The organism is Chryseobacterium indologenes (assembly GCF_018362995.1).
Lineage (GTDB): Bacteria > Bacteroidota > Bacteroidia > Flavobacteriales > Weeksellaceae > Chryseobacterium > Chryseobacterium indologenes_G.
The window spans coordinates 3,727,702-3,753,565 of the sequence record NZ_CP074372.1 but is presented as its reverse complement, the minus strand read 5'-3'; the positions used below and the strand labels follow the sequence as shown (position 1 = coordinate 3,753,565).

Genomic DNA, 25,864 nt, shown 5'->3' with positions numbered 1-25,864 from the left:
AATTAATTTTTTTAACTTTAAATTCGAAAACAATACATAATATGAAAGCACATACATACGAAACACAGTCTACTATCACTCCGGAGAAAGCATTAGAATTCTTAAAAGAAGGAAATCAGAGATTTGTAAACAATCTTAAAGCAAACAGAGACCTTCTTGAACAAGTGAATGCTACCCGTGAAGGACAGTGGCCGTTTGCTGTAGTTTTGAGCTGTATAGACAGCCGTACTTCTGCGGAACTTATCTTTGACCAGGGATTGGGAGACGTTTTCAGTATCAGAATTGCCGGTAATTTTGTTAATCAGGATATCCTTGGATCTATGGAATTTGGCTGTAATGTTGCCGGTTCCAAGCTTATCGTAGTTTTAGGTCACACGAAATGCGGTGCATTGAAAGGAGGCCTTGATGCGGCGCAGATTGAAGGATTGGGAATGGATAACCTTAACCACCTGATCAATCATTTCAACCCTATCATCAATGAGATCATTGAAGAAAATGAAGAACGTTCATCAAAAAACAGTTCTCTTCTTGAAAGACTTAACCATCAAAACGTAAAAAGTGCTATTGAAGACATCCGTAAGCAAAGCTCAACCCTTAAAAACCTTGAAGCAGAAGGTAAAATTAAAATTGTTGGTGCCAATTATGATGTTGAAACAGGTGCAGTAAGCTGGTTATAAAAGATGAAACTCATTAAATTTCAATTATAATTTACAGAAAATGCCACCGAAATCCGGTGGCATTTATGTTTTATTGTTTTTTGTTCTAAATCAAGTAAATAATAAACTTATTCATGAACTAAAATAACAAAAACAATCAGATATTTCATTTAAATAAGATTTATTTTTTATTATCAAAGATTAATTATATATTGGCATTATTGTTTTTAATAATAAAAAATTTCAATATTAGATAGTATTAGAAAACAATAAATATAGATAGATTATAAATGTTCTGATATCAAAGTTTGTCTTGACATTTTTTTGTGTAATAAGAAAAAAAGATACGACATTATTTGTCGCTATGAAGCAATAGCTTTGTTACAAGAAAGAAACTAAAAACCAACATCTCAAAATAAAAATAATATGAATACATTCTGAAATTCTTATCGCAAAAACCTGATTTTTGGGTTATAAGATTATTACATAACTGTAGGCCCAACCGAAAAACTATAACAAATGAATAAAGAAATTATGTTTTCTAACTTAATTTCTTGCATGCACAATATAAGGTATTCTCCTTACTTCTTTTGTGTAGGGCTTTAAAGCCTAAGATCTCCTAAACTACCTGTTTTGATACCTGACTTCAGTCAGGTTATATCCTTACAACCTAAAAACAAAATGTATGAAAACATACTATCTATCAGGATAACAATTTCTTGTCGCAAAAACACCGTTAAATATAACGGAAATTTCTCTTCATTGGGATAACCAAATCAACTTTTAATTTTAAAGCAAGACACAATGAAAAAAATTTATTGGGGTATATCTTCTGAATGTACCGCTCCGGGCAAGTCGGCCCGAAGAATAATACTACAAAGGAAAATCTTTCCTTTAATTCTCCTCCTGATCGGGTTTTGGGGATATTCCCAAACCGAAGTCTATTTCAAATACGATGAAGCAGGAAGCCAGAAATACCGTGGTCCTGAAGACCTTGCCGGAAAAGTTTCAAAACAGCTTAAAACCAACTCTCTGGCTAGAACTCAGGTAATAAATGAAAAAGACTTTTGGAAACAGGTACGGTTGTACCCAGTTCCGGTCAATGATGTTTTAACCATTGACTGGACGGAGGAAACGGACAAACTTATAGAGTCTGTTTCTCTTTATCAGCATAGCACAGTTCACTGGAAATTTCAGCAGCAAAATATTCCAAGTCTTAACAGGCAATTAAAAATCAATATGACAAGCTATGATTGGGGTGTATATGTATTGCGATTTACCTTGAAAGACGGAAGAATTTTCAGTAAAAATATCACTAAAAGATAAAATGCATCATGAAAAAGTATAATTATAAGAAAATACAAATATTTTCATCGTTGTTATTATCTTTCATTTCAATATTCTGCTTTTCACAGAATTTTCATGATACTAAGGGAAATATTGAAGTCAACAGAGTTGGGCAGCTTCAGTTTTCTTTACCACTTGACCTGCCTCCTGGGATTAAAACAGTTTCACCTCAGGTAGGTTTAGTATACAACAGTGAAACAGAAAACGGTATTGCCGGATATGGATGGAGTATTTCAGGAATAACCACTATCAGCAGAACAGGTAAGAACATTGAAAATGAAGGAGAAGTAAAGGGAGTTCAGATGGACTTCTCTGATTATTACAGTTTTAATGGCAAAAGACTTGTACTGAAATCAGGTGTATATGGCAAAGACGGTGCTGAATATGTTACAGAAAAATATTCCAATACCAAATTTAAATCTATAGGAACTGCAGCTGGATGGTATGGCCCGGAATATTGGGAAGTTACTTTCGAGGATGGTTCTCAGGCCTGGTATGGCCGTGGTGCAGATTCCAGAATTCCAACTGAGTATAATATAAGTGAATGGAAAGATCCACAGGGAAATTACATCTCATACAGCTATGTTCAGGGAACTCGTACTGCCATGATAAGCAATATAAGCTGGGGTGGCAACAAGGATTTGAACAAGCCTCATATGAACACCATACAGTTTTCCTATAATGACAGAGACTTAAAAGAGGAATCCTATGTACAGGGACTTAAATCTTACCAAAACAAGATTCTTTCAGAGGTAAAAGTACTTACCAATAATAATCAGTTTAAGCGGTACAGCATAGAATATACAGGCAATGGGACCAATTATCAGTTTGCTGGAAAAATTACTGAATATAATGCTAATAACGAGCCTGCTAATCCTGTTACTTTCAGTTATCCAGCTATGGTCAATTCTTCATATGCAGAATATACAGCTGAACCTGAACCTTTTAATGATGTCAAATTGGTGGCAGATTTTAATGGAGATTCTTATCTGGATTTCCTGATGAATAACGGTACTGTAAAACTGGGAGCTTTTAACGAGACTTTTTCCACTATTACTACAGGTAAAACTTTTGCTGGTAACGCTAAAATAGTCAGTACACTATTAGACGAAGAAGGGCAAGTATATAATGGAAATGGAATTGTTGAATATAAAGACAGTAGAATTTATGGATATATTTTTAGAAACAATGATTTTGTAAAGGTATTCGATAAAAGTCTGGGCAACACTGTTTTTTATGGATTAGGCGATAATTTAATTCTTGAAGTTGGGGATTTCAATGGGGATGGTATACCTGATGCTTTTCTTGATGATGGAGCCCCGGTTGGATTTAACTCAAAAGGAATTGTAGACCTTAAAAATCCAACTACTCCTTTAATTAGTCTGCTACTTGATGCTGGAATTAATGAAAATGATTATAAGGAGCGCAAGTATCTGGATATCGATGGAGATGGAAAAGTGGAAATTATTAATGTATCTAGTACACAATATACTGTTTTTGAATTTGTAAAATACAATGCTACACAATATCTGCAGAAAATAAAATTTAATGGAAACCTTTTGGAGACAAAAGATCCTGAATTTCCAGTATTGTTTGGCGATTACAATGGAGACGGGAAACTTGACTTCGCAATTCCTATTACTGATTATGCTATAGGAAAACCTGATGACTGGAGATTCTACATGGGAACCGATAAAGGGTTTAATCCTTTCTTAAAACAGGAATTTTTTACCTATAGAAAATTCCAGAAAGAAATGACCGGGAATTACGCCAAATTTGCCAAACAATATTTCTTTTCGGTTACGGACATGAACAAAGATGGGAAATCTGATATCGTTCAGGTATTTTCCTATAACCAGATCAATATGTTCAATGCAGGTGGCTCAAGAGATTTCGGTTATGTTTTAAGTGCTAAGATGGCTAATGGATCAGATGTTAACGGAACACCGAACTTTACTCCCAACTGGTTATTTCAAAGTCCAACTTACAGCACACAGGATCTGCTTGATCTTACCCTCTTTACTCCGATTACCAATTCTATAAAATCAGGAAATAACTATTATAACGTCTTTTTATACTGGAAGCAGTTCCTGAAGAAAATAAAAGGGCCAACGCCTGTATCTGAATTGGCTAGAATTTCTTCTATTACTCAGGGTGGAGTGACTACTACAGTAAAATATCTTGAAATAGTTCCAGGTAATACAACGACACCTGATTTCTACAAGAAAGAAAAGAAAGAGATTTATCCTAACTATGCTATGACCAGGGTAGATCAGGCATATGCCGTGTCCCAGCTTATAGAAGAAGGCAGAAAGCAGGATTTCCGCTACAGAGGACTAGTGGGAAACCTACAGGGAAAAAAATTATTTGGATTTCAGCAGATCGCCCGTTCTTCCTGGTATGCTGATGGGTTTGAAAATACAAAAATATGGTCGGGATCACAAATAGATCCAAATTTGGATGGAGCGCCGGTAAAAGAATGGAGTATCAGAACCAACAATGAAAGCAATATTTTTCCAGCAGATATTTCAGAAAATAATAGCCAGCTGCTAAGCTTTGAATCTGCAGATTATAAAGCAGATAAACTGTTGAATGGTCAGGTAATTACTTCTGTACCTTCCGGATATCAATCAAAAATTGTCACTGCCATTGTTCCTAAGTTTGTCAAAACTAAAGATTTCTTAACCGGAACATTCACTCAGAAAGTAACAACCTATGGGAACTATTATCTGCCATCCAAAATTGAGATCAATACTAACAATGGCTATGGAGTATCTACCACTGAGTTCGATTACACTCATAATATTGGAGGAACAGGAACTAATTATTATGTTGGAAGACCAACAAATAAGGCTGAAATAATAGAGGCTTATGGGGATGTAAAAAATACTTTTACGACCTATACCTATGAGAACAACCTTTTAAAAAGCACTCAGTTTTTTCCTGGAAATAATGCAACCCAAGCTGTAACAGAAGAATATTCTTATGACGGATTCGGAAATATCACGGGTAAAAAGACAACTTCAGGCTTAGACGGAAATTCAATGAGCCAGAAAGATGAATATAATCCTGAAGGTAGATTTCTTATTAAAAAAACGGACAATCTCGGCCTAGAAACTGGGTTCACTTATAACAGCCTGGGACAGGTCCTTACCCAAACAGATCCCAATGGAAACACCCTTACCAATATCTATGATGTATGGGGTAAGCTCCAGAGTTCTGCTTCCAGCCTCGCAGGCACTACGACTTACCTGTACAACAAAGACAGCCAGTACAATGAGACTGTTACCCGTAATGATCCTGATGGAGATGTCTCAAAAGTTTTTACCAATAAGCTAGGACAGGAATATAAAACATCTTCCAAAGCTTTCGCACAAGGGCAGTATGTTTCTAAAGACATTCAGTATGATATACTGGGAAGGAAACTCAAGGAATCTGAGCCTTACTTTGAAGGGCAGGGAGCCACTCAGTGGAATATCTTTTCATATGATGATACAGCATTCCCGGCGAAGGTAAAAGCTACAGCATTTACCGGGAAGCAAACAGAGACCATTATATCAGGACTCACTACAACAGTAAAAGAAACCAGTCCTCTGGATTATGGCAGAACAACTTCCCAGACAATTGATGCCTTAGGGAATATACTATCATCTACCGATAAGGGCGGAACAGTACAGTTTTCTTATAATGCAGCAGGTCAACAGACAAAGGCCAAATATGCGGAACATATTGTGACCACAATGTATGATGACTGGGGAAATAAAATAAAGGTAGAAGATCCTTCTACCGGAGTATATGAATATCAATATCTCGGTTATATGGGCACTCTATCAAGAGTAATAAGCCCAAAAGGTGAGAAAAGGTATCAATACGATAACCTTGGACAGCTTATCATTCAAAATGAAAAATCAACTACAGGAAATGAAACAGATAAAGTCATAAATTTTTCTTATGATAATAAGGGAAGACTTACTGAAAAAACAGGAACATCCAATGGAAAGAAATATACGTACACGATAAACTATGATCCGCAGGGACGGACTATTTCTTCTTTTCAGGATACTCCTGAAGCCTACTTTTCACACAAGAATGTTGTCTATGATAGTAAAGGAAGGATAAGTTCTTATGAAAAGACAATACAGACTTCTGTAGGAACAACTGGTGTTTCCGTTGAAAACCTGTACAATGTATGGAATGGTGAGTTGTATCAGGTTAAGGAAAAAACTTCCGGAAAAGTTTTATGGGAACTAAAAGAAGCCAACGCTAAAGGACTGCTGGTAAAAGCTAAGCTGGGTACTGCAGAGATAGTGAATACGTATGATTCTAACGGATTTTTGACTAATGTGAATCATTCTTCCACAGTTAAGCCAGATATCCTTAAAATCTCTTATTCTTTTGATGCAATTAAAAATGAGCTTAAGAATAGAAAATCAGGTACTCTTACTACAGAATACTTTTATTATGATGACAACAATCGCCTAGTAAACTGGATAGATCCGGTAACAGGAAATATGCCTTCAACAAACAGAAATATCTATGATGTAAAAGGCAGAATCCTGGTAAATGATCAGGTGGGGACTATTAAATATGAAAATGCTGACAAGATCTACCAAGCTACTGGTATGACTCTGAATAATGAAGGGATACAGAATTATGATCAGGATTTAGTGCAGACTGTACTTTATAATGAGAATAATGATCCTGTATATATCTCAGGCGAAAAGGGTTCTGCGGCCTTCCAGTATGGGTTAGCTGGTATGAGACAAAGAGTGACTTATAAAGGAATTTTTGACCCCGAATCTGATGGAGAGTTTACCAAACTATATAGTGAAGAAGGGAGTTTTGAAGTAGTAAAAAACAATATAAATGGAAAAGAAAAACACATCATTTATATTGAGGGTAATCCATATGAAAGCAATATTGTATTTTTGAAGAACTTTGACGAGGATAAGGGTTCTTTTAAATTCTTGCATAAAGATTATCTGGGCAGTATTTTAGCCATTAGTGATGAAGCTGGAAAAATGCTTGAACAAAGGCATTTTGATGCGTGGGGCAATTTAACCCATCTACAAATTGGAAACAGTAATTTGGCTGCCGGCAAAGCCGACATAGCCATGCTTTTAAACAATTCCGAAGGGATGTTAATAGAAAGAGGCTATACCGGTCACGAGCATTTTATGGAAGTAGGCATTATCCACATGAACGGAAGGCTCTACGACCCACTGCTCAGAAGATTCCTGAATGCGGATGAAAATATCCAAGCCCCATTTAACACCCAAATCTATAACAGGTACGGGTATGTAATGAATAATCCGTTGATCTACAATGATCCGAACGGAGAGTTCGTATGGATTGCTGTAGGCGCAGTTATAGGCGGCTATTTGACAGGAGTAAAAGCTAACGGCTCATGGAATCCTGTACAATGGAACTGGGGAGCCACTTGGGGGAAAATCGCAATGGGAGCTGCAGTAGGTGCCTTTACCGGAGGTGTTGGAGCAGCAGTTGGTTCTGCATCCCTGGCTGCGGCGACGGCCTATGGGATAAATGGCGGTCTCTTAGGAGGAGCTATTGCCGGGGCATCAGGAGGTGCGGTAGCCGGAGCTATTAACGGATTTGCAACCTCAGTAATGTTTGGGGAAAATGTAATTGAGGGAACAGTAATGGGAGGTTTGTCCGGCGCGGCTATAGGAGGGGCTTTAGGAGCTGTATCCGGAGCCATTGGGCAGATGGCCCAAAATGCACAGGCAGCTAAAATAGGTGCTCCACAAGGAACTATACTTAAAGGTGCTCCTATTGCCCAAGGAAGAAGTGCATGGACTTTAAACAATACACCAAAAACTACCACCGTTGGCACAACTCCTGTGAAAACAACTCCTGTAATAATTGGAGATGTAAATGGTGGTTTTGCTGACGAAGTCATTGGTTATCAACTTGCTGACGAGGGAGCAACCAAAATACCTATATATAAGGAAACACCAAAATTCAGCTATAAAGGAGAGTATACATCAAAGACAACCACTGCATTACGCAAAGTTGGTACAGTTTTAGAAAGCGTTGACGATGTTATGGCTAATCCTAATCTTTTAGAAGGGAAATCTTATGGATATGTACGAAGTATTTTAGGTAACTCAAAGAATTGGGTTAATGATGTTATGAGAAAAAGTACCCGAGCAAATGGTTGGGTGCTCCGTGAAATGAATTCTAAAGGCACTGATTTTACAGATAAAATGATACAATATCATCCAGGTACTCCGAGGCACTTTAATGGTCAGCCATATTGGAAAGTATCAGCTGGAAATAATCGCCCCCCTATTAGAATACCCGTAAATCCATAATTATGATACATCAATATAAAAAGATAACAGAAAGTTTAAAATTACTAGCCTCTTCGTTAGAGGAACAAGAAAAATATTTGCCCGATTTTGCAGATGTCCCAGATGACGTTACCTCAACTTTTGAAAATGCTTTTTTATTATTACCTGCTCTTATAGAAAGTAATAAATTTTCCAATGCTTCAATAGCATCAATTTTACGTTTGAATAATAAAGTACAATGGTGTTTAAGAAATATAGATTTGGATGATTTTTCAAATTCAGAATGGAATAAAGTAAGAGAAATGGCTAAAAATACTCTTCAAATAATGGGAGAATCCTTTGGGAAACCCGATCTCAATTATATATGATAAAAACTTATAAATATTAGTTTAATAACTCATTACCTATTGCGTTCTAAAAACACGCAATAGGTTTTTTTAAAATAGCCATAGAATATATGCAAATTTAATAAGCTGACTAAATTATATTATGAAAAATGTTCAATTAGACTATTCACAATTATTGTTTTTATATGCTTATTTAAGATTAGTTGATCTTTCGCTTGACAGAAGCAAGTGGACTACTTGGGATGAGCTTCAGGATTACTTTAAAGGTATTATAACACCTTCTCAAATCGCTCAATATCTTATTAATAGTTTTAATTTACCTCAAACAGATTTTAAGAATTTCAATTTTATCCCTCAAAATAAATCTTTGCTTAATAGGTTGAGACCAATTGTATTTAATACTGTCCCATTAAAACAGAAAGAAGTTTTTTATTGTTGCAAACTCTTATTTCAATTTGATGAAGCACTCCATTCAGATATTAAAAAATACCATTTAGGAATTGAAAGAATAAGAGTAGATATTGCTGAATACTATTCAAATGTCTTAGGCCGGATGATATTATGGAATGATTTAGATAAACTGATGAAAATTGAACATTTTTGGCAAAGTGAGAAAATTGATATTTCTAAATTAGAAGAATTTATACCTAAGGATTTTGGATAAATTAAACTGATCTTAAGAATGGAGATTATTCTCGAAAACAATAATATGACTACCTCAAACGGGGTAGTCATTTTTTTATATAAATTTCTTTTTAAAACTATTTTTCATCTCATTAACAATATCCATAATGAAATTATTTCCCGTTAAAGGTAGACATTGTATTATTCAAACCTGCAAAAACGAAAGAAAGACTGGCTTTGGAAAAGGTTTCAATTCTTTCCGTAAGCTTTTCTGCTTCTTCCTCATTCCAGGTTCCTAAAACATAATCTACCTGTTTTCCGGCAGAAAAATCAGCAGAGATCCCGAAACGCAGTCTTGCATAGTTTTGAGTCTGCAAAACTTCATTGATATTTTTAAGTCCGTTATGCCCTGCGTCAGACCCTTTCCCTTTTAATCTTAAGGTTCCGAAAGGAAGAGCAAGATCATCCGTAACAATCAGGACATTCTCCAAAGGAATATTTTCTTTCTGTATCCAGTATTTCACTGCATTTCCGGAAAGATTCATGTAAGTATCCGGTTTAAGAACAAAAACCTTTCTGCCTTTATGTTTTCCCTCTGCCAGCCAGCCAAAATTGGAGGTATTAAATGATACTTCAAGAGTTTCCGCTATTTTTTCAGCTACTTTAAAGCCTATATTGTGTCGTGTATTTTCATATTCTGAGCCTTTGTTGCCAAGCCCAACGATTAAATATTTCATCAGAAATTTTTTGCAAAATTAAGGGATAAAAAATAAAAACTCAACCTTATGAAAGATTGAGTTTGAATATTGTTAAAAAGTCTTCTATTGTGGTTTGTAGATATAATTAACGCCATATCCTTTTGTCATGTAAGTCTGAGGATCATAAACGTAATTGGTACTCTTCACAATCGGAGTTGGAATAGGCGGCGAAAGATCTGTTACCGACCATCTCTTAGGATTGTTTGGAGATAAAATAAGACTTTCTTTATCATTGATTACTGTAGATAATAGTCTTGAAATCTTGTATACGTGTGGCAATAATGTGAACGGGCTTACCTGATCATCATATGCATAATATTCATAGCTATACTTTCCTGTAACAGCACCAAAGACATCACCAGTAGTACCAACCATTTTACCATAATATCTCAATACTTTAGATACATTATCTCCAACATAGGTATAAGCTGTCTTGGAATAATCGGTAAAAACAAATTGTGTTCCAGGAGCATCAGCACCATTTTTCATAATGATAGAATCCAGCTTTCCTGTAGAAACACTATAAAATGTCTCATAAGATGTTTTCTCTTTTCTCAATAATGTCTGTGGCCCCGGAGGATCTCCCGGTATTACAGGCGGAGGTCTTCTAAAGATAGAACGATTTTCAGAAATCTTCTGCAGCTTATTATTTGCGTAAGTGAATAACTGAGTGTATGATACACTATCTTTATCCAGCTTTCCGTTTCCGTCAAGGTCCAAAAAGCCATTGAAATTAATCTGGCTGATCTTATCTCCACTGTACATGATATTAGTAACTGAAGCACTGTCTGTAAGCACTTTAGTTACTAAAAGTCCGCTGTACTGATATTCTGCGATAGTATCTTTATCTGTAATTTCTCTGTATAATGCTCTGGGACCGCTTAATCCCCCTGTATTATTAAGATCCAATAATGGATTCCCATCCTCATCCAGCATGTCCTTGCAGGAATGTATTGAGGAAAATCCTGCGATGAGTAAAATAAAATAGAAAATTTGTTTCATTTCCTTGTAATTGATTATTTTTTTGACAAATATAATTTTTTTTACCTAAAAATTATATGATTATTTTATATTCCGGTAAGATTAATGATTATCTCTCTCCTATAAATTTTTATAGGTGAAAACAACATTCTGATTTTTCTCTACAACCACGTACCCCTGGTTATCATAAGAATAACTCTGGGCTGTATTCACTGAAGAAGCAGGTGGCGGCAGTTCTATATACATTGAAGTAGGATTATTCGGAGAAATCTTATAGAACTGAGCCGGATTTATCAGACTTCGTGTGATGAAATAAACCGGTGAAAGTGTAGAGTAAGGGCTCTTCTGAGCATCATAGTTCTGAAAGCTATACTTGCTTACTATTGCAGTCCCCATATTCGGGTTCCCATTGATATCCAATAGTCCTTTGGAACAAACTACCTGAATAACATTTTCGCCGTTATACACGAAAGTATAATCTATAAATTTGTTATAAGCACTGATTCCGCCTTCTTTTCTCTTCTCAAGAATCTTAGTAAGTTTATTGGTCGTTGCATTATAAGTAAAAGCATAGTCACTTATCACAGAAGCTGATGGAGTGGCGCCTGTTGCAGTAGAAGTAGCATTGTAAATCTTTTTACCTGTAGCATCAGGAACAATATTAAATTCATAAACCAGGCTGGATGATGCTGAACTTACATATTTAATTTTTGTAATATCCTTGTTGGTATACGTTACCGTTCCTGTATAAAAAGCACCTGAAGCAGATTCATCTTTAGAGACCGCAGTCTGCAAATCTCCGGTTACTGCTGCTGTAGTATATTCTTCCTGAGAAATATTATTAGCACTCACTTTTGCTAAAACCTTTTTAGGCGGCGGCCCATCATCCGGATTCGGGATAGATTCTGTGGGATCTGAGGTAGTATTACATGCTGCCAGCAGTCCAAGAAAAGCGATACCGGCAAACATTTTTAAAAAATAGTTTTTTACCATATAGAATTTTTTTAGCTTGTCCAAATATAATTCAATTTTCGATAATACACTTCAATTTATATGGACAAATTCACAAGAAATAGAGTTAATAAACAAAAAAAATCTAAAAACATAACGTTTTTAGATTCCTAATTATTGTATTATTATAAAAATTAATAAGGCTGCAATATAGATGTTGTCAAAACAGATTGTGACATATCACTATTAAGAAAGTTAGCATCCACAGCTCTTCCTATTCCCAGAGTTGTTCCTGAGAGGGCTCTTTTGATACAGGCCACTTTCACACTATATTGGTTTTGAGGAGTAAGGTTGGTAAGCGTAGCGTTAAGATTAAAAATCTTATATGCACCACTATCACCTAATAAAACATCTGTTCTTACTGCTCTAAGTTTATCATTAATAAAAATGCCGCAGGCAAAACTTGCTGAGCCTGTTCCTGTTTTTTGAACCGTAGTCTGAAAGGAAAATGTAGCTTTATTTACCATATTGGTTACAGAAAATGTATCCACTGTTCCCGGAAGCACAGTCCAGTTCCCCGCTAAAGCATCTCCGTCGTTATAAGGAGTAGTAGCCCCATTTGGCGCTACAAAAGTAACTCCTGTTTTATCAGCAACCGTATTGATTGAAAAAACAGACATACTTCCCTGTCCATCTGCAATTTTTATCGCTTTCCAGTCATTGGTAGCCAGGTCTGCATTATTGTGAAATATATCACCTGCTGTTCCGGCAGATCCTCTCAGTACATCTGTACCTCCTGTTCTTAATTCTTTTCCAACATTCAGATCTCCGTTTACATCCAGCATGTTAGTCGGACTAGGAGTATTAATACCCACTTGGGCAGTAGCTGCAACAGTGAACAGAAGTGACGTTACAAATAATATTTTTTTCATAATCCGCTTTTAGTTTATAATGGTGTTAAACACTTCTGGAACTTCATATACATCTACTTTAAGAGATGATTGTGAAATAAAGCCATTAATATTGGTATATACATTCGTTCCTATCGTAAGGGTATTGCCGGACGTTCCATAAGAACCCAATCTTGTACAGGCAACATCTACGGTGTGATTTCCTTTCGCAAGATTATCTACAATACCAATCTGAGTATGGGTAAGGAAAGGATATGTACTGCTGATTGCCTTTAAGTTTCTCTGTCTCAGATTCACAAGCTTATTGTCTACAAAAATTCCACAGGCATAATCTATTGAGGTATCTGTAGATCCAGCCGCTCCGAAGTCCGCCTGCACAACCGTTTCAAACTGGAAGTACGCTTTACTTTGAGTACTGAATACACTGATCACCTGTGAAAGATTGTTTATTTTTTTAAAATTAGTAAGAGTGCTGATGTCTTTTCCTTTGGTAAAAGTTCCCCCTCTGGAAGCCAATCCTACCGATGAATCTTCAGAAGAAGAAAATGAAACCCCTACTTTATCTGAAAAAGAGTTGTTATAAATCAGGTAAAATTTATTAGGTTCATATTCAGGAATACGAAGTGATTTCCAGATCGGGGCAAAACCTTCTCCCTGGGACACAAGCAATTGATCGTTATTCCCCTGAGATATTGAGTTATCGGTTGTGTTAAGAACCGCGATTTTATTTCTTAGGTTTACATCTCCGTTTACATCAAGAGTGGCTTTAGGAGTATCTGTTTTTATACCTACCTGAGCTGAAGCCAAAAGTCCTATGGTCAGAAACAGTGTTGATAATAGTTTTTTCATCATTAGTTGGTTTTATAGCTCACGTATTCAATAACGTCCATTTTCATAGTAGATTCCAAAGTGAATGCACTGGAAGCTCCGTTTGAAGCCTGTACATTACGTCCGATAGCAAATTGTGAAGTAGAATTTGAAGTATCAATCTTTCTGCATGCAATCTCAATCGTATGAGCTCCAACAGGAACATTTTGTTCAGTATAATTAAGGGTAAAGATATAGTCCTGAAGACCATTTTTCCCGCTGTTATTGTTAGAGGCAATTCTATCCGGGCGTACCGCTACCAGAGTTCCGTTTCTGAAAACACCGCAGGCAAATCTTACACTTTCTATTGTTGTAGAGGTAGGTGCTTTGATTTCGATCCCTGTCTGGAACTGATAGGTAAGTCTGTTCTTACCATTTTTGATGGTGAAGTCATTCTTTAGCCCATCAATTTTTTTCCATATTCCTTTGGTAGCATCAGTAATATTGTCTCCAACATTGTTTTTGTAGACACCATCACCTGCAGTACCATCAGTAAGTGATATAATACCTGCTTGATCTGACGACAGATAAGAGTTGATCAACTTATACTGTCCCTCTTCCATAAAGGAAATGTTCAAAGACTTCCACACGGGAGGTAAACCCTCACCCTGAGAAACCAAAACCTGGCCGTTTAACCCGGCATTTCCAGCCTGAGTTGAAGTTCCGCCTACTCTAAGTTCTTTTCTTAAGGTGGTTTTTCCATTCACGTCAAGAACAGATTTAGGTTTTGCAGTACCTATTCCCACCTGTGCGTTAGCGCAGAGAGAAAGAAATCCAGCCGCGCAGCAATATATAATTTTTTTCATAATAAGGACTGCAAAGGTACGCAATGAAGCCCTAAAAATTCCAGTTATATATCCATAAACCTATAGAAATAAACAGATTACAACATAGAATTAATCACACATAAAAGTAGAATTATTTCTACATAACTCCACTTTTTATGTTTAAAAAAAATTAATTAATGTCTCAAACCCTTACTGTACGGGGATCTACAGGATTTTTTTAATCATAGGAAAGTGATTTTAACGGGCTTAAAACGGCCTTAATTCCCTTTTAAAGGAATATTAGCCAATAAAAACATGATAACAATCACAAAAAAGCGTATAAAAATTTAAGATTTTTATACGCTTTTCACATCTTTTACAAATTTGTTTACAACAAACAAAACCTATAATTTAATTATGCTCAATAATAGCTTTTAGCAGCATATTAACCTCATCTACGTTTTTCACTCTTTCCTTCCTCATCATCAGTTGATTACCTTCTTTTCCTGACTTCTCTTTAAGCTGTGCTTCAGCCGGATTTCGGGTTAAGTAATTAATAATATGCCTGAATCTATCCGTCTGGTAGAATTTATCCTGAGGATTTCCTGGGAAGTATCCTAAGAACACTCCATTTTTCATAACAATCTTCTCAAAACCTATATCTGCAGCAAGCCATTTCAGAGAAACACTTTTCAACAGATTGACAGCTTCTTTCGGCAATGCTCCGAAACGGTCAATCAGTTCAAGTTCAAACTGATGAAGATCCGATTCATTATTAATTTCTGCAATTTTCTGGTACAGCATCAATCGTTCCTCAGTATTGGAAATATAGAAATCAGGTAACATCAGCTCCAGATCAGTATCGATATTGACATCTTTCACAGATTTGAAAAGCTTTTGTCTGTCTTCCTCGTTTTCAAACAGACTTTCAAAGTCGGCATCATCTTTCAGCTCTTCCAGCGCTTCCTGCATTAGTTTCTGATAAGTTTCAAACCCCATTTCATTGATGAATCCACTTTGTTCAGCACCCAACAGGTCACCGGCACCACGGATTTCAAGGTCTTTCATTGCAATCTGGAAACCACTTCCCAGGTCCGAAAACTGTTCAATGGCTTCAAGACGTTTTCTGGCATCGGAAGTCATCATATCATATGGCGGCGTAATCAGATAACAGAACGCTTTTCTGTTACTACGTCCTACCCTTCCTCTCATCTGATGCAGATCTGCCATCCCAAACCTCTGTGCATCATTGATGAAAATAGTATTGGCATTCGGGACATCCACCCCACTTTCTACAATAGTCGTGGATACAAGAACATCATATTTTCCTTCCATAAAGTCCAGAACATTCTTCTCCAGCTGCTTGCCTTCCATCTGCCCATGTCCTGTAATCACTCTTGCATCCGGAACCAATCTCCGAATAAGTCCTGCAATATCTTTCAGGTTTTCAATCCTGTTATTAATGAAATAAACCTGTCCATCCCTCTGAAGCTCATAAGAAACGGCATCACGGAGAATCTCTTCATTAAATCCTATCAATTGTGTATCTACAGGCTGTCTGTTAGGTGGTGGTGTTTTGATAACAGATAAATCCCTTGCTGCCATTAATGAAAACTGCAAGGTCCTTGGAATAGGAGTCGCTGTCAGCGTAAGTGTATCCACATTATTTTTAAGTGTTTTCAACTTATCCTTTACTGAAACCCCAAACTTATGCTCTTCATCAATAATCAACAGACCCAGATCTTTAAACTTCACAGAACTACTTACCAGCTGATGTGTTCCGATAATAATATCTACTTTTCCATTCTTTAAAGCATCTAAGGTTTCCGATTTCTGCTTGGCAGTTCTGAATCTGTTCACATAGTCTACATTTACAGGAAAATCTTTCAGCCTTTCTTTAAAACTTCTGTAATGCTGAAAAGCAAGAATGGTTGTTGGGACCAATATAGCAACCTGCTTACCGTCTGTCGCCGCTTTAAATGCCGCACGGATGGCAACTTCCGTTTTACCGAAACCTACATCACCACAAACTAGCCTGTCCATAACGGTATCAGCTTCCATATCTTTCTTTACATCCACTGTTGCTTTTTCCTGATCCGGAGTATCTTCGTAAATAAAGCTGGCTTCCAGTTCATTCTGCAGATAAGAATCCGGGGTATAAGCAAAACCTTTTGCCGTTTTTCGCTGTGCGTATAATTGAATAAGGTCAAAAGCAATTTGTTTTACCTTCGCTTTTGTTTTTTGTTTCAGGGATTTCCAGGTAGGAGAACCAAGTTTGCTCAAAACAATCTCTTTTCCCTCCGGTCCGTTGTATTTCGAAATCTTATGCAGGGAGTGAATACTTACATATAATAAGTCTCCGTTTTTATAAGTCAGTTTGAAACATTCCTGAATCTTACCGTCATTATTTACTTTGACCAGTCCCATAAATTTTCCGATCCCGTGATCGATATGGGCAATATAATCCCCTATTTTCAGAGACATCAGATCTTTCAATGTAAGCTGTTCTGATTTCGCAAAAGTATTCTTCGCCTTATATCTCTGATAACGGTCAAAGATCTGGTGGTCCGTATAAACAAGAAGCTTGTGGCCGTTGTCTACAAATCCCTCATGCAGCTCAGATTTAAAGCTTTTAAAAGGAAGTTCATGTTCCAGCTCTTCAAAAATAGACTCCAGTCTTTCTTTCTGCTTTTCTGTTGAAAAGGAAATCCAGGTATCAAATCCGCTGTTCTGTTTTTCTTCAATATCTTCAATCAGCAGTTCAAAGTTTTTATGAAAAGAAGGCTGAGGAAGCTGCTCCATCTTAATCTCAGTAATTTCTTTCAATCCTTCGATCACTGACCCGCCAAAATCAATTGTTTTGAATTTTTTATAATCGAATAAAAACTCCTGATCAGAAATAAAAAGCTCCTGAGGAGTTCTGTGGGCAATATCTTTACTTAATGCATCATACTTCTCCAGGGACTTTTCATAGAATGTTCTGATCTTCTGTATTCCTATCATTCCATTTTTAGAAACTACAAAGCTTTCATCTGGCAATAGCTGCAGCAATGACACCCTGCTTCCTGTAACAGAGAAATTCATGTTGGAAACCAATTGAAAATCCTTTACCTTATCTACAGAAAGCTGGGTTTCGATATCAAAAGTTTTAATGCTTTCCACTTCATTACCGAAGAATGTAATCCTGTATGGCTTTTCGTATGAATAAGAAAAAACATCTACAATCCCCCCTCTTACAGAAAACTCTCCCGGTTCCGAAACAAAATCTGCCTGCTGAAAATGATAATGCGTGAGCAGCTCATCTACAAAATCAAAGTCCAGCTGATCCCCTACTTTTATATGATGAGAGATTGCTTTAAAATCTTCTTTTTTCAGTACTTTTTCAGATAAAGCTCCGGCATAGGCCACAATAACTTTCGGAGATCTTCCGGAATTAATTTTATTTAAAACTTCAGTTCTTAAAACCAGATTGGCATTTTGTGTTTTTTCTACCTGATAAGGCTCAAGGTGAGTGGCCGGAAAATACAGCACCTTATCTTTACCTAGAAGATCTTCCATCTCAGTATTGGCATACAGTGCATCCTCTTTATCATCTACCAGATAAAGAATATTTTTCTTTTGAACTAAAAAAAGCTCAGCCACAAAAATAGAAACCGAAGATCCTGCACTTCCCTTTACGGCAATATGCTGGTTGTTTTCTAACCGGGTGAAAATTTCTTTCCCGAACTCTTTCTGCATCAGATCTGGAAGAAACTTTTCGTTGATGGATTTTAATTGCATAAATAGTATTGGTATAAACGACAAAAGCGATTTCGGGAGTTTTCCGAAACCGTTGATGATATACAAAGGTACGGATATTTTTTTCTTTCATTAAAAAGCCAGATACTTTCGGATTTAAAATGAATGACTTAGCATAATAAATCTTAAATTTTTACAAATTTATTTAAGAACCCGTTAAAAAAAACGAATTATTCCTTCATGGCATAGTGTTTGGGAATTTAAGCCTAACCAAACATTTAAGTATTATGAAAAAAGCAATTAAAATCTTAGGAGTTATGATGCTGTTAGTATTTACAGCATTATCTTTTTCGTCGTGCAGTAAGGATGATGACCCGGTAAACAATGAATTCTTTGCAGGAACATACAAAGGCAGTGTTTCTTATAACGATGGCGGGTCTACCAATATAAGCACAGATAACGGGAGTGTTTTTGTAACGAAAATCGCCAGTGGTACCAAGTATAATTTCGCTTTCTCAAACAGCATTCCGGATCTTAACGGAATAGAGTTTAATCAGGAAGGAGATCATACTCTTGTTATGATTGGTTCTACAGCAACCTCTTATATCAGAATTGACAACAATACGTTAAAAATACTCTACGCAAAGGATGGTAAAACGTGGACAGCCAACTGTACGCGCTAACCTCCTGTCTATTTATATATTATTGCAAGCCTGTTTTCAGATGAAAACAGGCTTTTCTATTGTAAATAAGCGTTTTAATTTTTTTTTAAGCAGTAATAAACTTTAGTTAAGTTTAAAAATCCAACTTTTTCAGCCTGCTTTTTGCATATCTTTATTCAACAAAAAACAAACAGTAATTCTTATGAAAAAATTATTATCTGCAATGTCATTGATCCTTGGATTAGGACTTGCAACTGCTCAGCAGACTGCTCCCGCTACAAGCACTCAGGCTCATGCACCTGTAAAAACTACAGTGAAAGCCGCTAAACCTGCAGAAGTAAAAGCTGCAAAACCAGCAATGGATGCAAAAGCAGCGAAGCCTGCACAACCGGCTGCCAAAATGAAAAAAGACGGCACACCTGACAAGAGATATAAAGAAAACAAGCATCTGAAAAAAGATGGTACTCCTGATAAAAGGTACAAGGTGAACAAATAAGCATAACATTAACATATAGTTGTTATTTTCATAATCAAATTTCGAAAAGCCGGTGGAACTTGTTCCATCGGTTTTTTTTATGTGAAGCTTTGTAAAAAATGATTCCATATTCTCTACTTATTTATAAATTTGACCCATGTTAAACTTCTTCAAGAAAAATGCGGCTTTGATTTGGGCAAAGAAACACGTCCAAAAAGCGGAGGATTTCAAAAAAAATGCAGAGAAAAACCAGGAGGATTTATTACTTTCTCTGGTTAATACGGCTCAAAAAACACTTTTTGGCCGGGAACATGATTTTGAAAACATCCGTTCTGTGAAAGATTTTCAGGACAGAGTTCCGGTAGCAGATTATGAAGATCTTAAACCTTATATAGAGCGGGTGAAAAAAGGGCAGGCCAATATTCTATGGACAGAAACACCTGAATATTTTGCCAAAACCTCGGGAACAACTTCCGGATCTAAATATATTCCGATTTCCAAAGAAGGAATGCCGCTTCAGGTTGCCGGTGCCCAAAGTGCTTTATTTCATTATATCAGTAAAAAGAATAATGCGGACTTTGTAAACGGGAAAATGATTTTTCTGCAGGGAAGCCCTGAGCTGGAAGAAGTTTTTGGAATAAAAACAGGAAGATTATCCGGCATTGTAGCACATCATATCCCTAATTATCTACAGAAAAACCGTCTGCCAAGCTGGGAAACCAATATTATGGAAGACTGGGAAGCCAAAGTAGATAAAATCATTGAAGAAACGGAACGTGAAAACATGACGCTGATCTCAGGAATTCCACCATGGCTGATCATGTATTTTGAGAAGCTAACAGAAAAACACAGCAAAAAGATCAAACAGCTTTTCCCGAATCTGCAGCTTATCGTTACCGGAGGTGTCAATTACGAACCTTACCGTGATAAAATGGAGGATCTTCTGGGAGGAAAAGTAGATATCATCCAGACATTTCCCGCTTCTGAAGGCTTTTTTGCTTTTCAGGACGATTATACAAAAGAAGGTCTTCTGCTGCTGACCAATCATGGAATTTTCTATGAATTTATTCCTTTGGAAGAATATGGCAAGCCTGGAGCGAGAAGATTAACGTTAAAAGAAATTGAGCTTCATAAAGATTACGCACTGATCCTTACCACTAATTCCGGACTGTGGGCCTACTCTATCGGTGATGTTGTAAGGTTTATCAGCAAAGATCCTTACAGGGTTCTGGTAAGCGGCAGGACCAAACATTTTACTTCGGCATTCGGGGAACACGTGATTGCTTTTGAAGTGGAAGAAGCGATGAAAGCTACTCTTGAAAAATATCCGGCACAGATTACAGAATTCCATCTTGCTCCGCAGGTAAACCCGGGTGAAGGACTTCCATACCATGAGTGGCTGATAGAATTTGAAAAGGAACCGGAGGATTTGGAAGTATTCAGAGATGAGCTGGATCTGCAGCTGAGAGCAAGAAACACCTATTATGACGATCTTATTTCCGGAAATATTTTACAGAAACTGCATATTACCAGACTTAAAAAGAATGCCTTTCATGAATATGCCAAATCCCAGGGGAAATTGGGAGGCCAAAACAAGACTCCGAGATTGGCTAATGACAGAAACATTGCAGATATCTTAGAAATTTACAAAAAATAATCATATTTTTTCAATTCCAAAAACGTATATTCGAAAAAAATTATAAATTTGAAAAACTAAAAGAAAATAATGAAAGCATCTGTACTGTTGAAATCATCTTTACTAACCTCTTTATTTGTTATTACGTCTTGTGCGACGACAAAATACAGCGAAGATATTTCAAAAAACAACTACTCTAATCTTGAAGCCGGAAAAATCTACAAAGTAACAATGAGAGATGGTTCTCCGAAACAAACCATCTTATTCAGAAACGTGGTGGGTGATAATCTTGTAGGTACAGCAGGCAAGAAAGACAGTACGGAAGTCATCATCCCTAAATCAAATGTAGCGGCTGTAAAAGACAGAAGAAAAGCAAGAATTGCTGCCGGAGCTACTCTTATCGGAGCTGCGGGTGTTGCTGCCATCGTAATCAGTTCTTCAAGAGCTGACTAAAATAGATTTTATCTTTTGAGGTATATTTAATATATCTTTCAAAAATTGTCATATGGATAGCCCTAAATAAATTTTTAGGGCTATTTTTGTTCATGATTTCCTTTACCCCGTTACAAACATTACAAAATGTTGAGTTCAGAAATCTTCTCACCGGGAGATTTTTTATTGTTTTAGCTTTCAGAATGCTGGCCACTTTATTAGGATGGTGGGTGTATCAATTAACAAAAGATCCTTTTTCAATAGGCCTTATCGGGTTATCGGAGGTAATTCCTGCTGTAAGCTGTGCACTGTATGCCGGACATGTTATTGATATGAATGAGAAAAAGAGACTGCTTCTAATCTGTAACTATGCTTATATTTTCCTGATCGGACTGCTGCTGATTCCTGCCTTCTTTGATGTAGAAATGCATTTCACCGGACATCAGATCACCTATTATATCTATGGAGTTATCTTTTTCACCGGAATAGCAAGGGCATTCATTGGTCCTATTGTTCCTTCCATGATTCCTAAAATTGTAAAGAAAGAAAACCTTCCCAATGCGGTTACTCTGAACCAGGCCACTTTCCTGATATCTTCTGTGTGCGGACATGCGGTAGGTGGTATTCTTATTGGGTTTATCGGTGTAAAATGGACATTGGTCGCTATTTTAGCATTAATATTTGTGGCTTCATTGTTTTTCTGGCAGCTTCACAAACAGCATTCGGAGTACAAAAAGGAAACGGTAAATGTTGTGGAAAGTATGCGTGAAGGAATTTCTTATATTTTCAAAACCAAAGAAATTTTAGGAGCATTATGTCTTGATATGTTTGCTGTACTTTTTGGAGGTGCAGTGGCTATGATTCCTGTATTTGCTACTGATATTCTAAATTCGGGAGCTGAAGGTTTCGGATTGCTGAACGCGGCATCTGATATTGGATCAATGTGTATCATTACCATTCTGTCCATTGTTCCTCTCCGAAAGAATCAGGGGAAAATACTTCTTGCAGTTGTTACCGGATTCGGGCTTTGTATCATTGGTTTCGGTTTATCCAAATTGTATTGGCTGTCTTTCATGTTCCTTGTGATGAGCGGGATGCTTGATGGAATTTCCGTGGTCATCCGGGGTACCATTGTACAGTTAAAAACACCTGATCATATAAGAGGACGTGTTCTCAGTGTAAATTCAATTTTCATTATGTCCAGCAATGAAATGGGACAGTTTGAAAGCGGTGTTATGGCAAAATTACTAGGAGTAGTGCGCTCTGTTGTATTTGGCGGCTGTATGACTGTTTTAGTTGCCCTGCTTGTAGGAAGCACCAATCCTAAATTGAGGAAGATGCAATATTAATTTATTGTTTATCAGTCTATTTAAAAATCTGTTACAAAAAAAATCAGAATTCGAAATACTTAAAATCAGAATAGAACGTTTTCTATTCTGATTTTACTTTTATAGGTGTTTTTTCAAAATTATTCAAAGGATTAAATCCCAAATATTCAGTGAAACCATTAATATCTTTATGACCTCTGTATAATTTAACTTAAATAACAAAATACAATATTATAAATCAATATATTAGTTTCATTAAATATATCTCAAAATCTTTAATTTAACGTTAATAATTTTTTATATTTGCTTGATAAAATATCCCCCTATGTATAAACTTTTACTAATTTTTAGTTTTTTCATTGTAAATTATTCGGCAAAAGCCCAGAATTTCACTGACAAAGCGTTAACCCAAGCCGTTTTGCAGCTCAACGCTTCCAAAACAGCTAATGATTACGACAATGTTTTCAATAAATTTTCAGGAGCAAAAACTTCAGAAACGTGGCAGTCTAATTATTATGCCGCTGTTGCTCTCTACCTTAAAAATGAAACCCTGTTAAAGAAATCATCCGGAGCAAGCCTTATGGATGACAATGCTTTTGCCAGAAAAATAGCAACAGGAATATGGACAGCACAAAGAGATAACGCTGAGATCAATATATTATTAGGTTTACTGTATGTTCAGAAAATTCAGATTGATGGCTCTCAAAACAGTCAACCGGATCAGGATGTCATCTCTCAAAGTATAGTAAAAGCTGAAACCCACTCTGTCAACAATCCAAGACTGACTGTTCTTCAGGCAAAAATCAAAGAAAAATCTGGTGATCAACAGAATGCTGACATTTTATACCGTAAGGCTTTAAACGAATTTTCCAACCCAAACTCTTCAGACAGTAAATCTCCAACATGGGGAAAACAACTTGTACCTTCTGTTCAATAATTTGAAGATAAAAAATTAAAATGATCCACATGAAAAAACATCTACTCGTTTTTCTATTTTTCTTAGCTCAAATGGCTTTTGCACAGCAGGACTGTATTACTGCCATACCGATATGCAGCGATGCCGCTATTTCTCTTACGCCTAACGGCTGGGGAACTGTCAAAGAAGGTCAGGTGGGCTGCCTTGGCCCTAATGGAGAGAGTAATTCCATATGGCTTACTTTCAGCATAGAAACTGCCGGAACACTTACTTTTGTAGTAACTCCTACAGGTCCCACTGCTGTGGGTATTGACTATGACTTTGCCTTGTATGGTCCCAATCACAACTGCGCCAATACAACAGCTACCCCATTAAGATGTTCTTATGCCGGCGTTAATGGAAGCATCATCAACCCTACCGGGCTTAACATGACTTCTACGGACACAACTGAAGGAGGAGGCGGCGACGGTTATGTAAAATACATTGATGTGCTTCCCGGACAAGTATACCATCTTCTTTTAAATAATTATTCTATAGACATTGCTCCATTTACCTTAACTTTTGGAGGAACAGCTAAGCTTCTTACTCCGTTTGATCATAATTCGTCACAGGTTTATCAACCTAATCCGTTTTTACAGCCTGGCCCTACCCAAAACGGAGAGATCCCCGTATGTGGGAAAATTGTAAACTATGATTTTTCTACATTTTCTGCACAGATCTTAAATGCCAACCCTAATTTTGTAGTAAAATATTATGCTTCAGCAACAGATGCATTAGACGATTCAAACGCAATTACTACGCCTACGAATATTAATGTAGCTACCACTTACACTTATGCAATCAGCTATGTTGATCCAAATAGCTCGACCAGCTTCTTGAATCAGTGTAGAGAATACGGACAGATAAAATTCATTGATAAATCTTTTACACTGAACCCTGCAACACTTACTTCTTGCAGCAACAATAATTCAGGAACTGCAATGTATGATCTATCTACAGCAACTGTAGGAGCTGCTCCCAATCATATATTAAAGTATTATCCTACCATGTATGATCTTACCCATGGAACCAATGAGATCACCAATCCTTACATGTTCGTTTCGGCAGAAGGTTCAGTTTTTGTAAAAGCAACCAACGAATTTGGATGTACAGCTGCTGCTGAAATTACACTTAAATTCTATCCTTTGGTTACAGCGACAGATGGTTCATTAAGATCTTGCTTTATAGAATCAAACCCATCTACTGCCTTATTCAATCTGGCAAACGCTGCGGTTACAAGTCCTACAGGAACCACAACCAAGAGATATTTCCCATCATTGACAGATGCAATAGATGCGACAAACGAAATTTTAGGATTTAATAATTATAATGCTCCAAGTGGATTTGTATACGTTAGAGTATCAGACAACCGCGGATGTTATACCGTTGCAAAAATCACCCTAACAGTAATTGCTCCTGTGACATCAAGTGTTCTGAAAGATAAGATTATCTGTATGGAAGACACCACAACTCTTGATGCCGGCCCAGGCTTCAACGGTTATGAATGGAGCACAGGAGCAACCACTCAGTCTATCAAAAATGTAGGAGTAGGAATTTACTGGGTAAAACTGAAAACAGGAGATTGTATCGCAACACAAAAAGTCACTGTATACCCTTCTGATCAGCCGGTTGTATCAAGCATTGATGTTTCCAACACTACATTAACAATCAATGTTATAGGAGGAACACCGGATTACCAGTATTCTATGGATAAAATCATATGGCAGCCTTCCAATACATTCTCGAATGTAGCAAGAGGAACATATAAAGTATATGTAAAAGATGCTTTTGACTGCGAACCTATTGAAGTTACCGTAGTGGTTCCTAATCTGATCAATATGATTACTCCAAACGGAGATGGTGTGAACGACGTTGTAGATTATTCTGCAATTGCAGACAAACAAAACCTGGTATTGAGTATCTTTGACAGATACGGAACAAAAATCCACCAGGGAGACAAATCCAATGGATACAAATGGGACGGAACCATTGCAGGGAAGAAGATTCCTACTGGTACATACTGGTATTCTGTAACATGGAATGAGAATGACAAGAAGAACACTCCGTTCAAGTTTTCAGGTTGGATCGTTGTAAAAAACAGAGAATAATCATTAT

Annotated in this window: 19 protein-coding genes; 12 read left to right on the top strand and 7 right to left on the bottom strand. The window is 36.7% G+C overall.

Annotation, left to right across the window (positions count from 1 at the left end; genetic code table 11):
- Window positions 1-41 precede the first annotated feature (41 nt).
- The 5 genes from DYR29_RS16950 to DYR29_RS16930 all read left to right on the top strand — a co-directional run bounded on the left by DYR29_RS16950 (window position 42) and on the right by DYR29_RS16930 (window position 9,328).
- Entirely contained in the window at window positions 42-677 is a 636-nt protein-coding gene (locus DYR29_RS16950) for a carbonic anhydrase (protein WP_213277796.1), read from the top strand.
- Between the two features lie 783 nt (window positions 678-1,460).
- Window positions 1,461-1,982, top strand: coding sequence for a hypothetical protein (locus DYR29_RS16945; protein ID WP_249413525.1), 522 nt, complete (start codon window positions 1,461-1,463; stop codon window positions 1,980-1,982).
- An 8-nt stretch (window positions 1,983-1,990) separates the two neighbouring features.
- Window positions 1,991-8,338, top strand: a complete 6,348-nt coding sequence (locus DYR29_RS16940) for an RHS repeat-associated core domain-containing protein (protein ID WP_213277795.1) — start codon at window positions 1,991-1,993, stop codon at window positions 8,336-8,338.
- A 2-nt stretch (window positions 8,339-8,340) separates the two neighbouring features.
- Window positions 8,341-8,685 (top strand): hypothetical protein, encoded by a 345-nt coding sequence (locus tag DYR29_RS16935; RefSeq protein WP_213277794.1) that lies wholly within the window; start codon window positions 8,341-8,343, stop codon window positions 8,683-8,685.
- A gap of 121 nt (window positions 8,686-8,806) precedes the next feature.
- A complete protein-coding gene (locus tag DYR29_RS16930) occupies window positions 8,807-9,328 on the top strand; it encodes a hypothetical protein (RefSeq protein ID WP_213277793.1) in 522 nt (173 codons plus the stop codon).
- A 133-nt stretch (window positions 9,329-9,461) separates the two neighbouring features.
- Here DYR29_RS16930 and pth read toward each other — a convergent pair whose 3' ends face one another.
- The 7 genes from pth to mfd all read right to left on the bottom strand — a co-directional run bounded on the left by pth (window position 9,462) and on the right by mfd (window position 18,303).
- On the bottom strand, window positions 9,462-10,025 hold the full coding sequence (gene pth / locus DYR29_RS16925; protein WP_213277792.1) for an aminoacyl-tRNA hydrolase: 564 nt from the start codon (window positions 10,023-10,025) through the stop codon (window positions 9,462-9,464).
- Between the two features lie 84 nt (window positions 10,026-10,109).
- Complete coding sequence (locus DYR29_RS16920) at window positions 10,110-11,048, bottom strand: hypothetical protein (RefSeq protein WP_213277791.1); 939 nt, start codon at window positions 11,046-11,048, stop codon at window positions 10,110-10,112.
- Window positions 11,049-11,147: 99 nt separating this feature from the next.
- Complete coding sequence (locus DYR29_RS16915; RefSeq protein WP_213277790.1) at window positions 11,148-12,020, bottom strand: hypothetical protein; 873 nt, start codon at window positions 12,018-12,020, stop codon at window positions 11,148-11,150.
- A 152-nt stretch (window positions 12,021-12,172) separates the two neighbouring features.
- The gene (locus tag DYR29_RS16910; RefSeq protein WP_213277789.1) at window positions 12,173-12,910 is read right to left on the bottom strand and encodes a hypothetical protein; all 738 of its coding nucleotides are present in this window, start codon (window positions 12,908-12,910) and stop codon (window positions 12,173-12,175) included.
- Between the two features lie 9 nt (window positions 12,911-12,919).
- On the bottom strand, window positions 12,920-13,738 hold the full coding sequence (locus tag DYR29_RS16905; protein ID WP_249413524.1) for a hypothetical protein: 819 nt from the start codon (window positions 13,736-13,738) through the stop codon (window positions 12,920-12,922).
- 2 nt (window positions 13,739-13,740) lie between these two features.
- A complete protein-coding gene (locus tag DYR29_RS16900; RefSeq protein ID WP_213277787.1) occupies window positions 13,741-14,562 on the bottom strand; it encodes a hypothetical protein in 822 nt (273 codons plus the stop codon).
- A 372-nt stretch (window positions 14,563-14,934) separates the two neighbouring features.
- Entirely contained in the window at window positions 14,935-18,303 is a 3,369-nt protein-coding gene (gene mfd / locus DYR29_RS16895) for a transcription-repair coupling factor (RefSeq protein ID WP_213277786.1), read from the bottom strand.
- A 245-nt stretch (window positions 18,304-18,548) separates the two neighbouring features.
- Between mfd and DYR29_RS16890 the strand changes: the two genes are divergently transcribed.
- The 7 genes from DYR29_RS16890 to DYR29_RS16860 all read left to right on the top strand — a co-directional run bounded on the left by DYR29_RS16890 (window position 18,549) and on the right by DYR29_RS16860 (window position 25,857).
- Window positions 18,549-18,944, top strand: coding sequence for a hypothetical protein (locus tag DYR29_RS16890; protein WP_047422286.1), 396 nt, complete (start codon window positions 18,549-18,551; stop codon window positions 18,942-18,944).
- A gap of 181 nt (window positions 18,945-19,125) precedes the next feature.
- On the top strand, window positions 19,126-19,419 hold the full coding sequence (locus DYR29_RS16885) for a hypothetical protein (protein WP_213277785.1): 294 nt from the start codon (window positions 19,126-19,128) through the stop codon (window positions 19,417-19,419).
- Between the two features lie 136 nt (window positions 19,420-19,555).
- Window positions 19,556-21,055: a GH3 auxin-responsive promoter family protein gene (locus DYR29_RS16880; RefSeq protein WP_213277784.1), complete on the top strand. Its 1,500-nt coding sequence runs from the start codon at window positions 19,556-19,558 to the stop codon at window positions 21,053-21,055.
- Window positions 21,056-21,124: 69 nt separating this feature from the next.
- Window positions 21,125-21,487 (top strand): hypothetical protein, encoded by a 363-nt coding sequence (locus DYR29_RS16875; protein ID WP_213277783.1) that lies wholly within the window; start codon window positions 21,125-21,127, stop codon window positions 21,485-21,487.
- A 92-nt stretch (window positions 21,488-21,579) separates the two neighbouring features.
- Complete coding sequence (locus DYR29_RS16870; protein WP_047380341.1) at window positions 21,580-22,815, top strand: MFS transporter; 1,236 nt, start codon at window positions 21,580-21,582, stop codon at window positions 22,813-22,815.
- 304 nt (window positions 22,816-23,119) lie between these two features.
- The gene (locus DYR29_RS16865) at window positions 23,120-23,731 is read left to right on the top strand and encodes a hypothetical protein (RefSeq protein WP_213277782.1); all 612 of its coding nucleotides are present in this window, start codon (window positions 23,120-23,122) and stop codon (window positions 23,729-23,731) included.
- Window positions 23,732-23,760: 29 nt separating this feature from the next.
- Entirely contained in the window at window positions 23,761-25,857 is a 2,097-nt protein-coding gene (locus tag DYR29_RS16860) for a T9SS type B sorting domain-containing protein (RefSeq protein ID WP_342213426.1), read from the top strand.
- The last annotated feature ends 7 nt before the right edge of the window (window positions 25,858-25,864 follow it).

Excerpts from the sequence above, each read along its gene's own strand:
- DYR29_RS16870 (WP_047380341.1), top strand. The coding sequence starts at position 21,580 with ATGATTTCCTTTACCCCGTTACAAACATTACAAAATGTTGAGTTCAGA.
- DYR29_RS16910 (WP_213277789.1), bottom strand. The coding sequence starts at position 12,910 with ATGAAAAAAATATTATTTGTAACGTCACTTCTGTTCACTGTTGCAGCT.
- DYR29_RS16935 (WP_213277794.1), top strand. The coding sequence starts at position 8,341 with ATGATACATCAATATAAAAAGATAACAGAAAGTTTAAAATTACTAGCC.
- DYR29_RS16860 (WP_342213426.1), top strand. The coding sequence starts at position 23,761 with ATGAAAAAACATCTACTCGTTTTTCTATTTTTCTTAGCTCAAATGGCT.
- DYR29_RS16880 (WP_213277784.1), top strand. The coding sequence starts at position 19,556 with ATGTTAAACTTCTTCAAGAAAAATGCGGCTTTGATTTGGGCAAAGAAA.
- DYR29_RS16945 (WP_249413525.1), top strand. The coding sequence starts at position 1,461 with ATGAAAAAAATTTATTGGGGTATATCTTCTGAATGTACCGCTCCGGGC.
- DYR29_RS16890 (WP_047422286.1), top strand. The coding sequence starts at position 18,549 with ATGAAAAAAGCAATTAAAATCTTAGGAGTTATGATGCTGTTAGTATTT.
- DYR29_RS16885 (WP_213277785.1), top strand. The coding sequence starts at position 19,126 with ATGAAAAAATTATTATCTGCAATGTCATTGATCCTTGGATTAGGACTT.
- DYR29_RS16920 (WP_213277791.1), bottom strand. The coding sequence starts at position 11,048 with ATGAAACAAATTTTCTATTTTATTTTACTCATCGCAGGATTTTCCTCA.
- DYR29_RS16915 (WP_213277790.1), bottom strand. The coding sequence starts at position 12,020 with ATGGTAAAAAACTATTTTTTAAAAATGTTTGCCGGTATCGCTTTTCTT.
- pth (WP_213277792.1), bottom strand. The coding sequence starts at position 10,025 with ATGAAATATTTAATCGTTGGGCTTGGCAACAAAGGCTCAGAATATGAA.
- DYR29_RS16900 (WP_213277787.1), bottom strand. The coding sequence starts at position 14,562 with ATGAAAAAAATTATATATTGCTGCGCGGCTGGATTTCTTTCTCTCTGC.
- DYR29_RS16875 (WP_213277783.1), top strand. The coding sequence starts at position 21,125 with ATGAAAGCATCTGTACTGTTGAAATCATCTTTACTAACCTCTTTATTT.
- DYR29_RS16940 (WP_213277795.1), top strand. The coding sequence starts at position 1,991 with ATGAAAAAGTATAATTATAAGAAAATACAAATATTTTCATCGTTGTTA.
- DYR29_RS16930 (WP_213277793.1), top strand. The coding sequence starts at position 8,807 with ATGAAAAATGTTCAATTAGACTATTCACAATTATTGTTTTTATATGCT.
- DYR29_RS16865 (WP_213277782.1), top strand. The coding sequence starts at position 23,120 with ATGTATAAACTTTTACTAATTTTTAGTTTTTTCATTGTAAATTATTCG.
- DYR29_RS16905 (WP_249413524.1), bottom strand. The coding sequence starts at position 13,738 with ATGAAAAAACTATTATCAACACTGTTTCTGACCATAGGACTTTTGGCT.
- mfd (WP_213277786.1), bottom strand. The coding sequence starts at position 18,303 with ATGCAATTAAAATCCATCAACGAAAAGTTTCTTCCAGATCTGATGCAG.
- DYR29_RS16950 (WP_213277796.1), top strand. The coding sequence starts at position 42 with ATGAAAGCACATACATACGAAACACAGTCTACTATCACTCCGGAGAAA.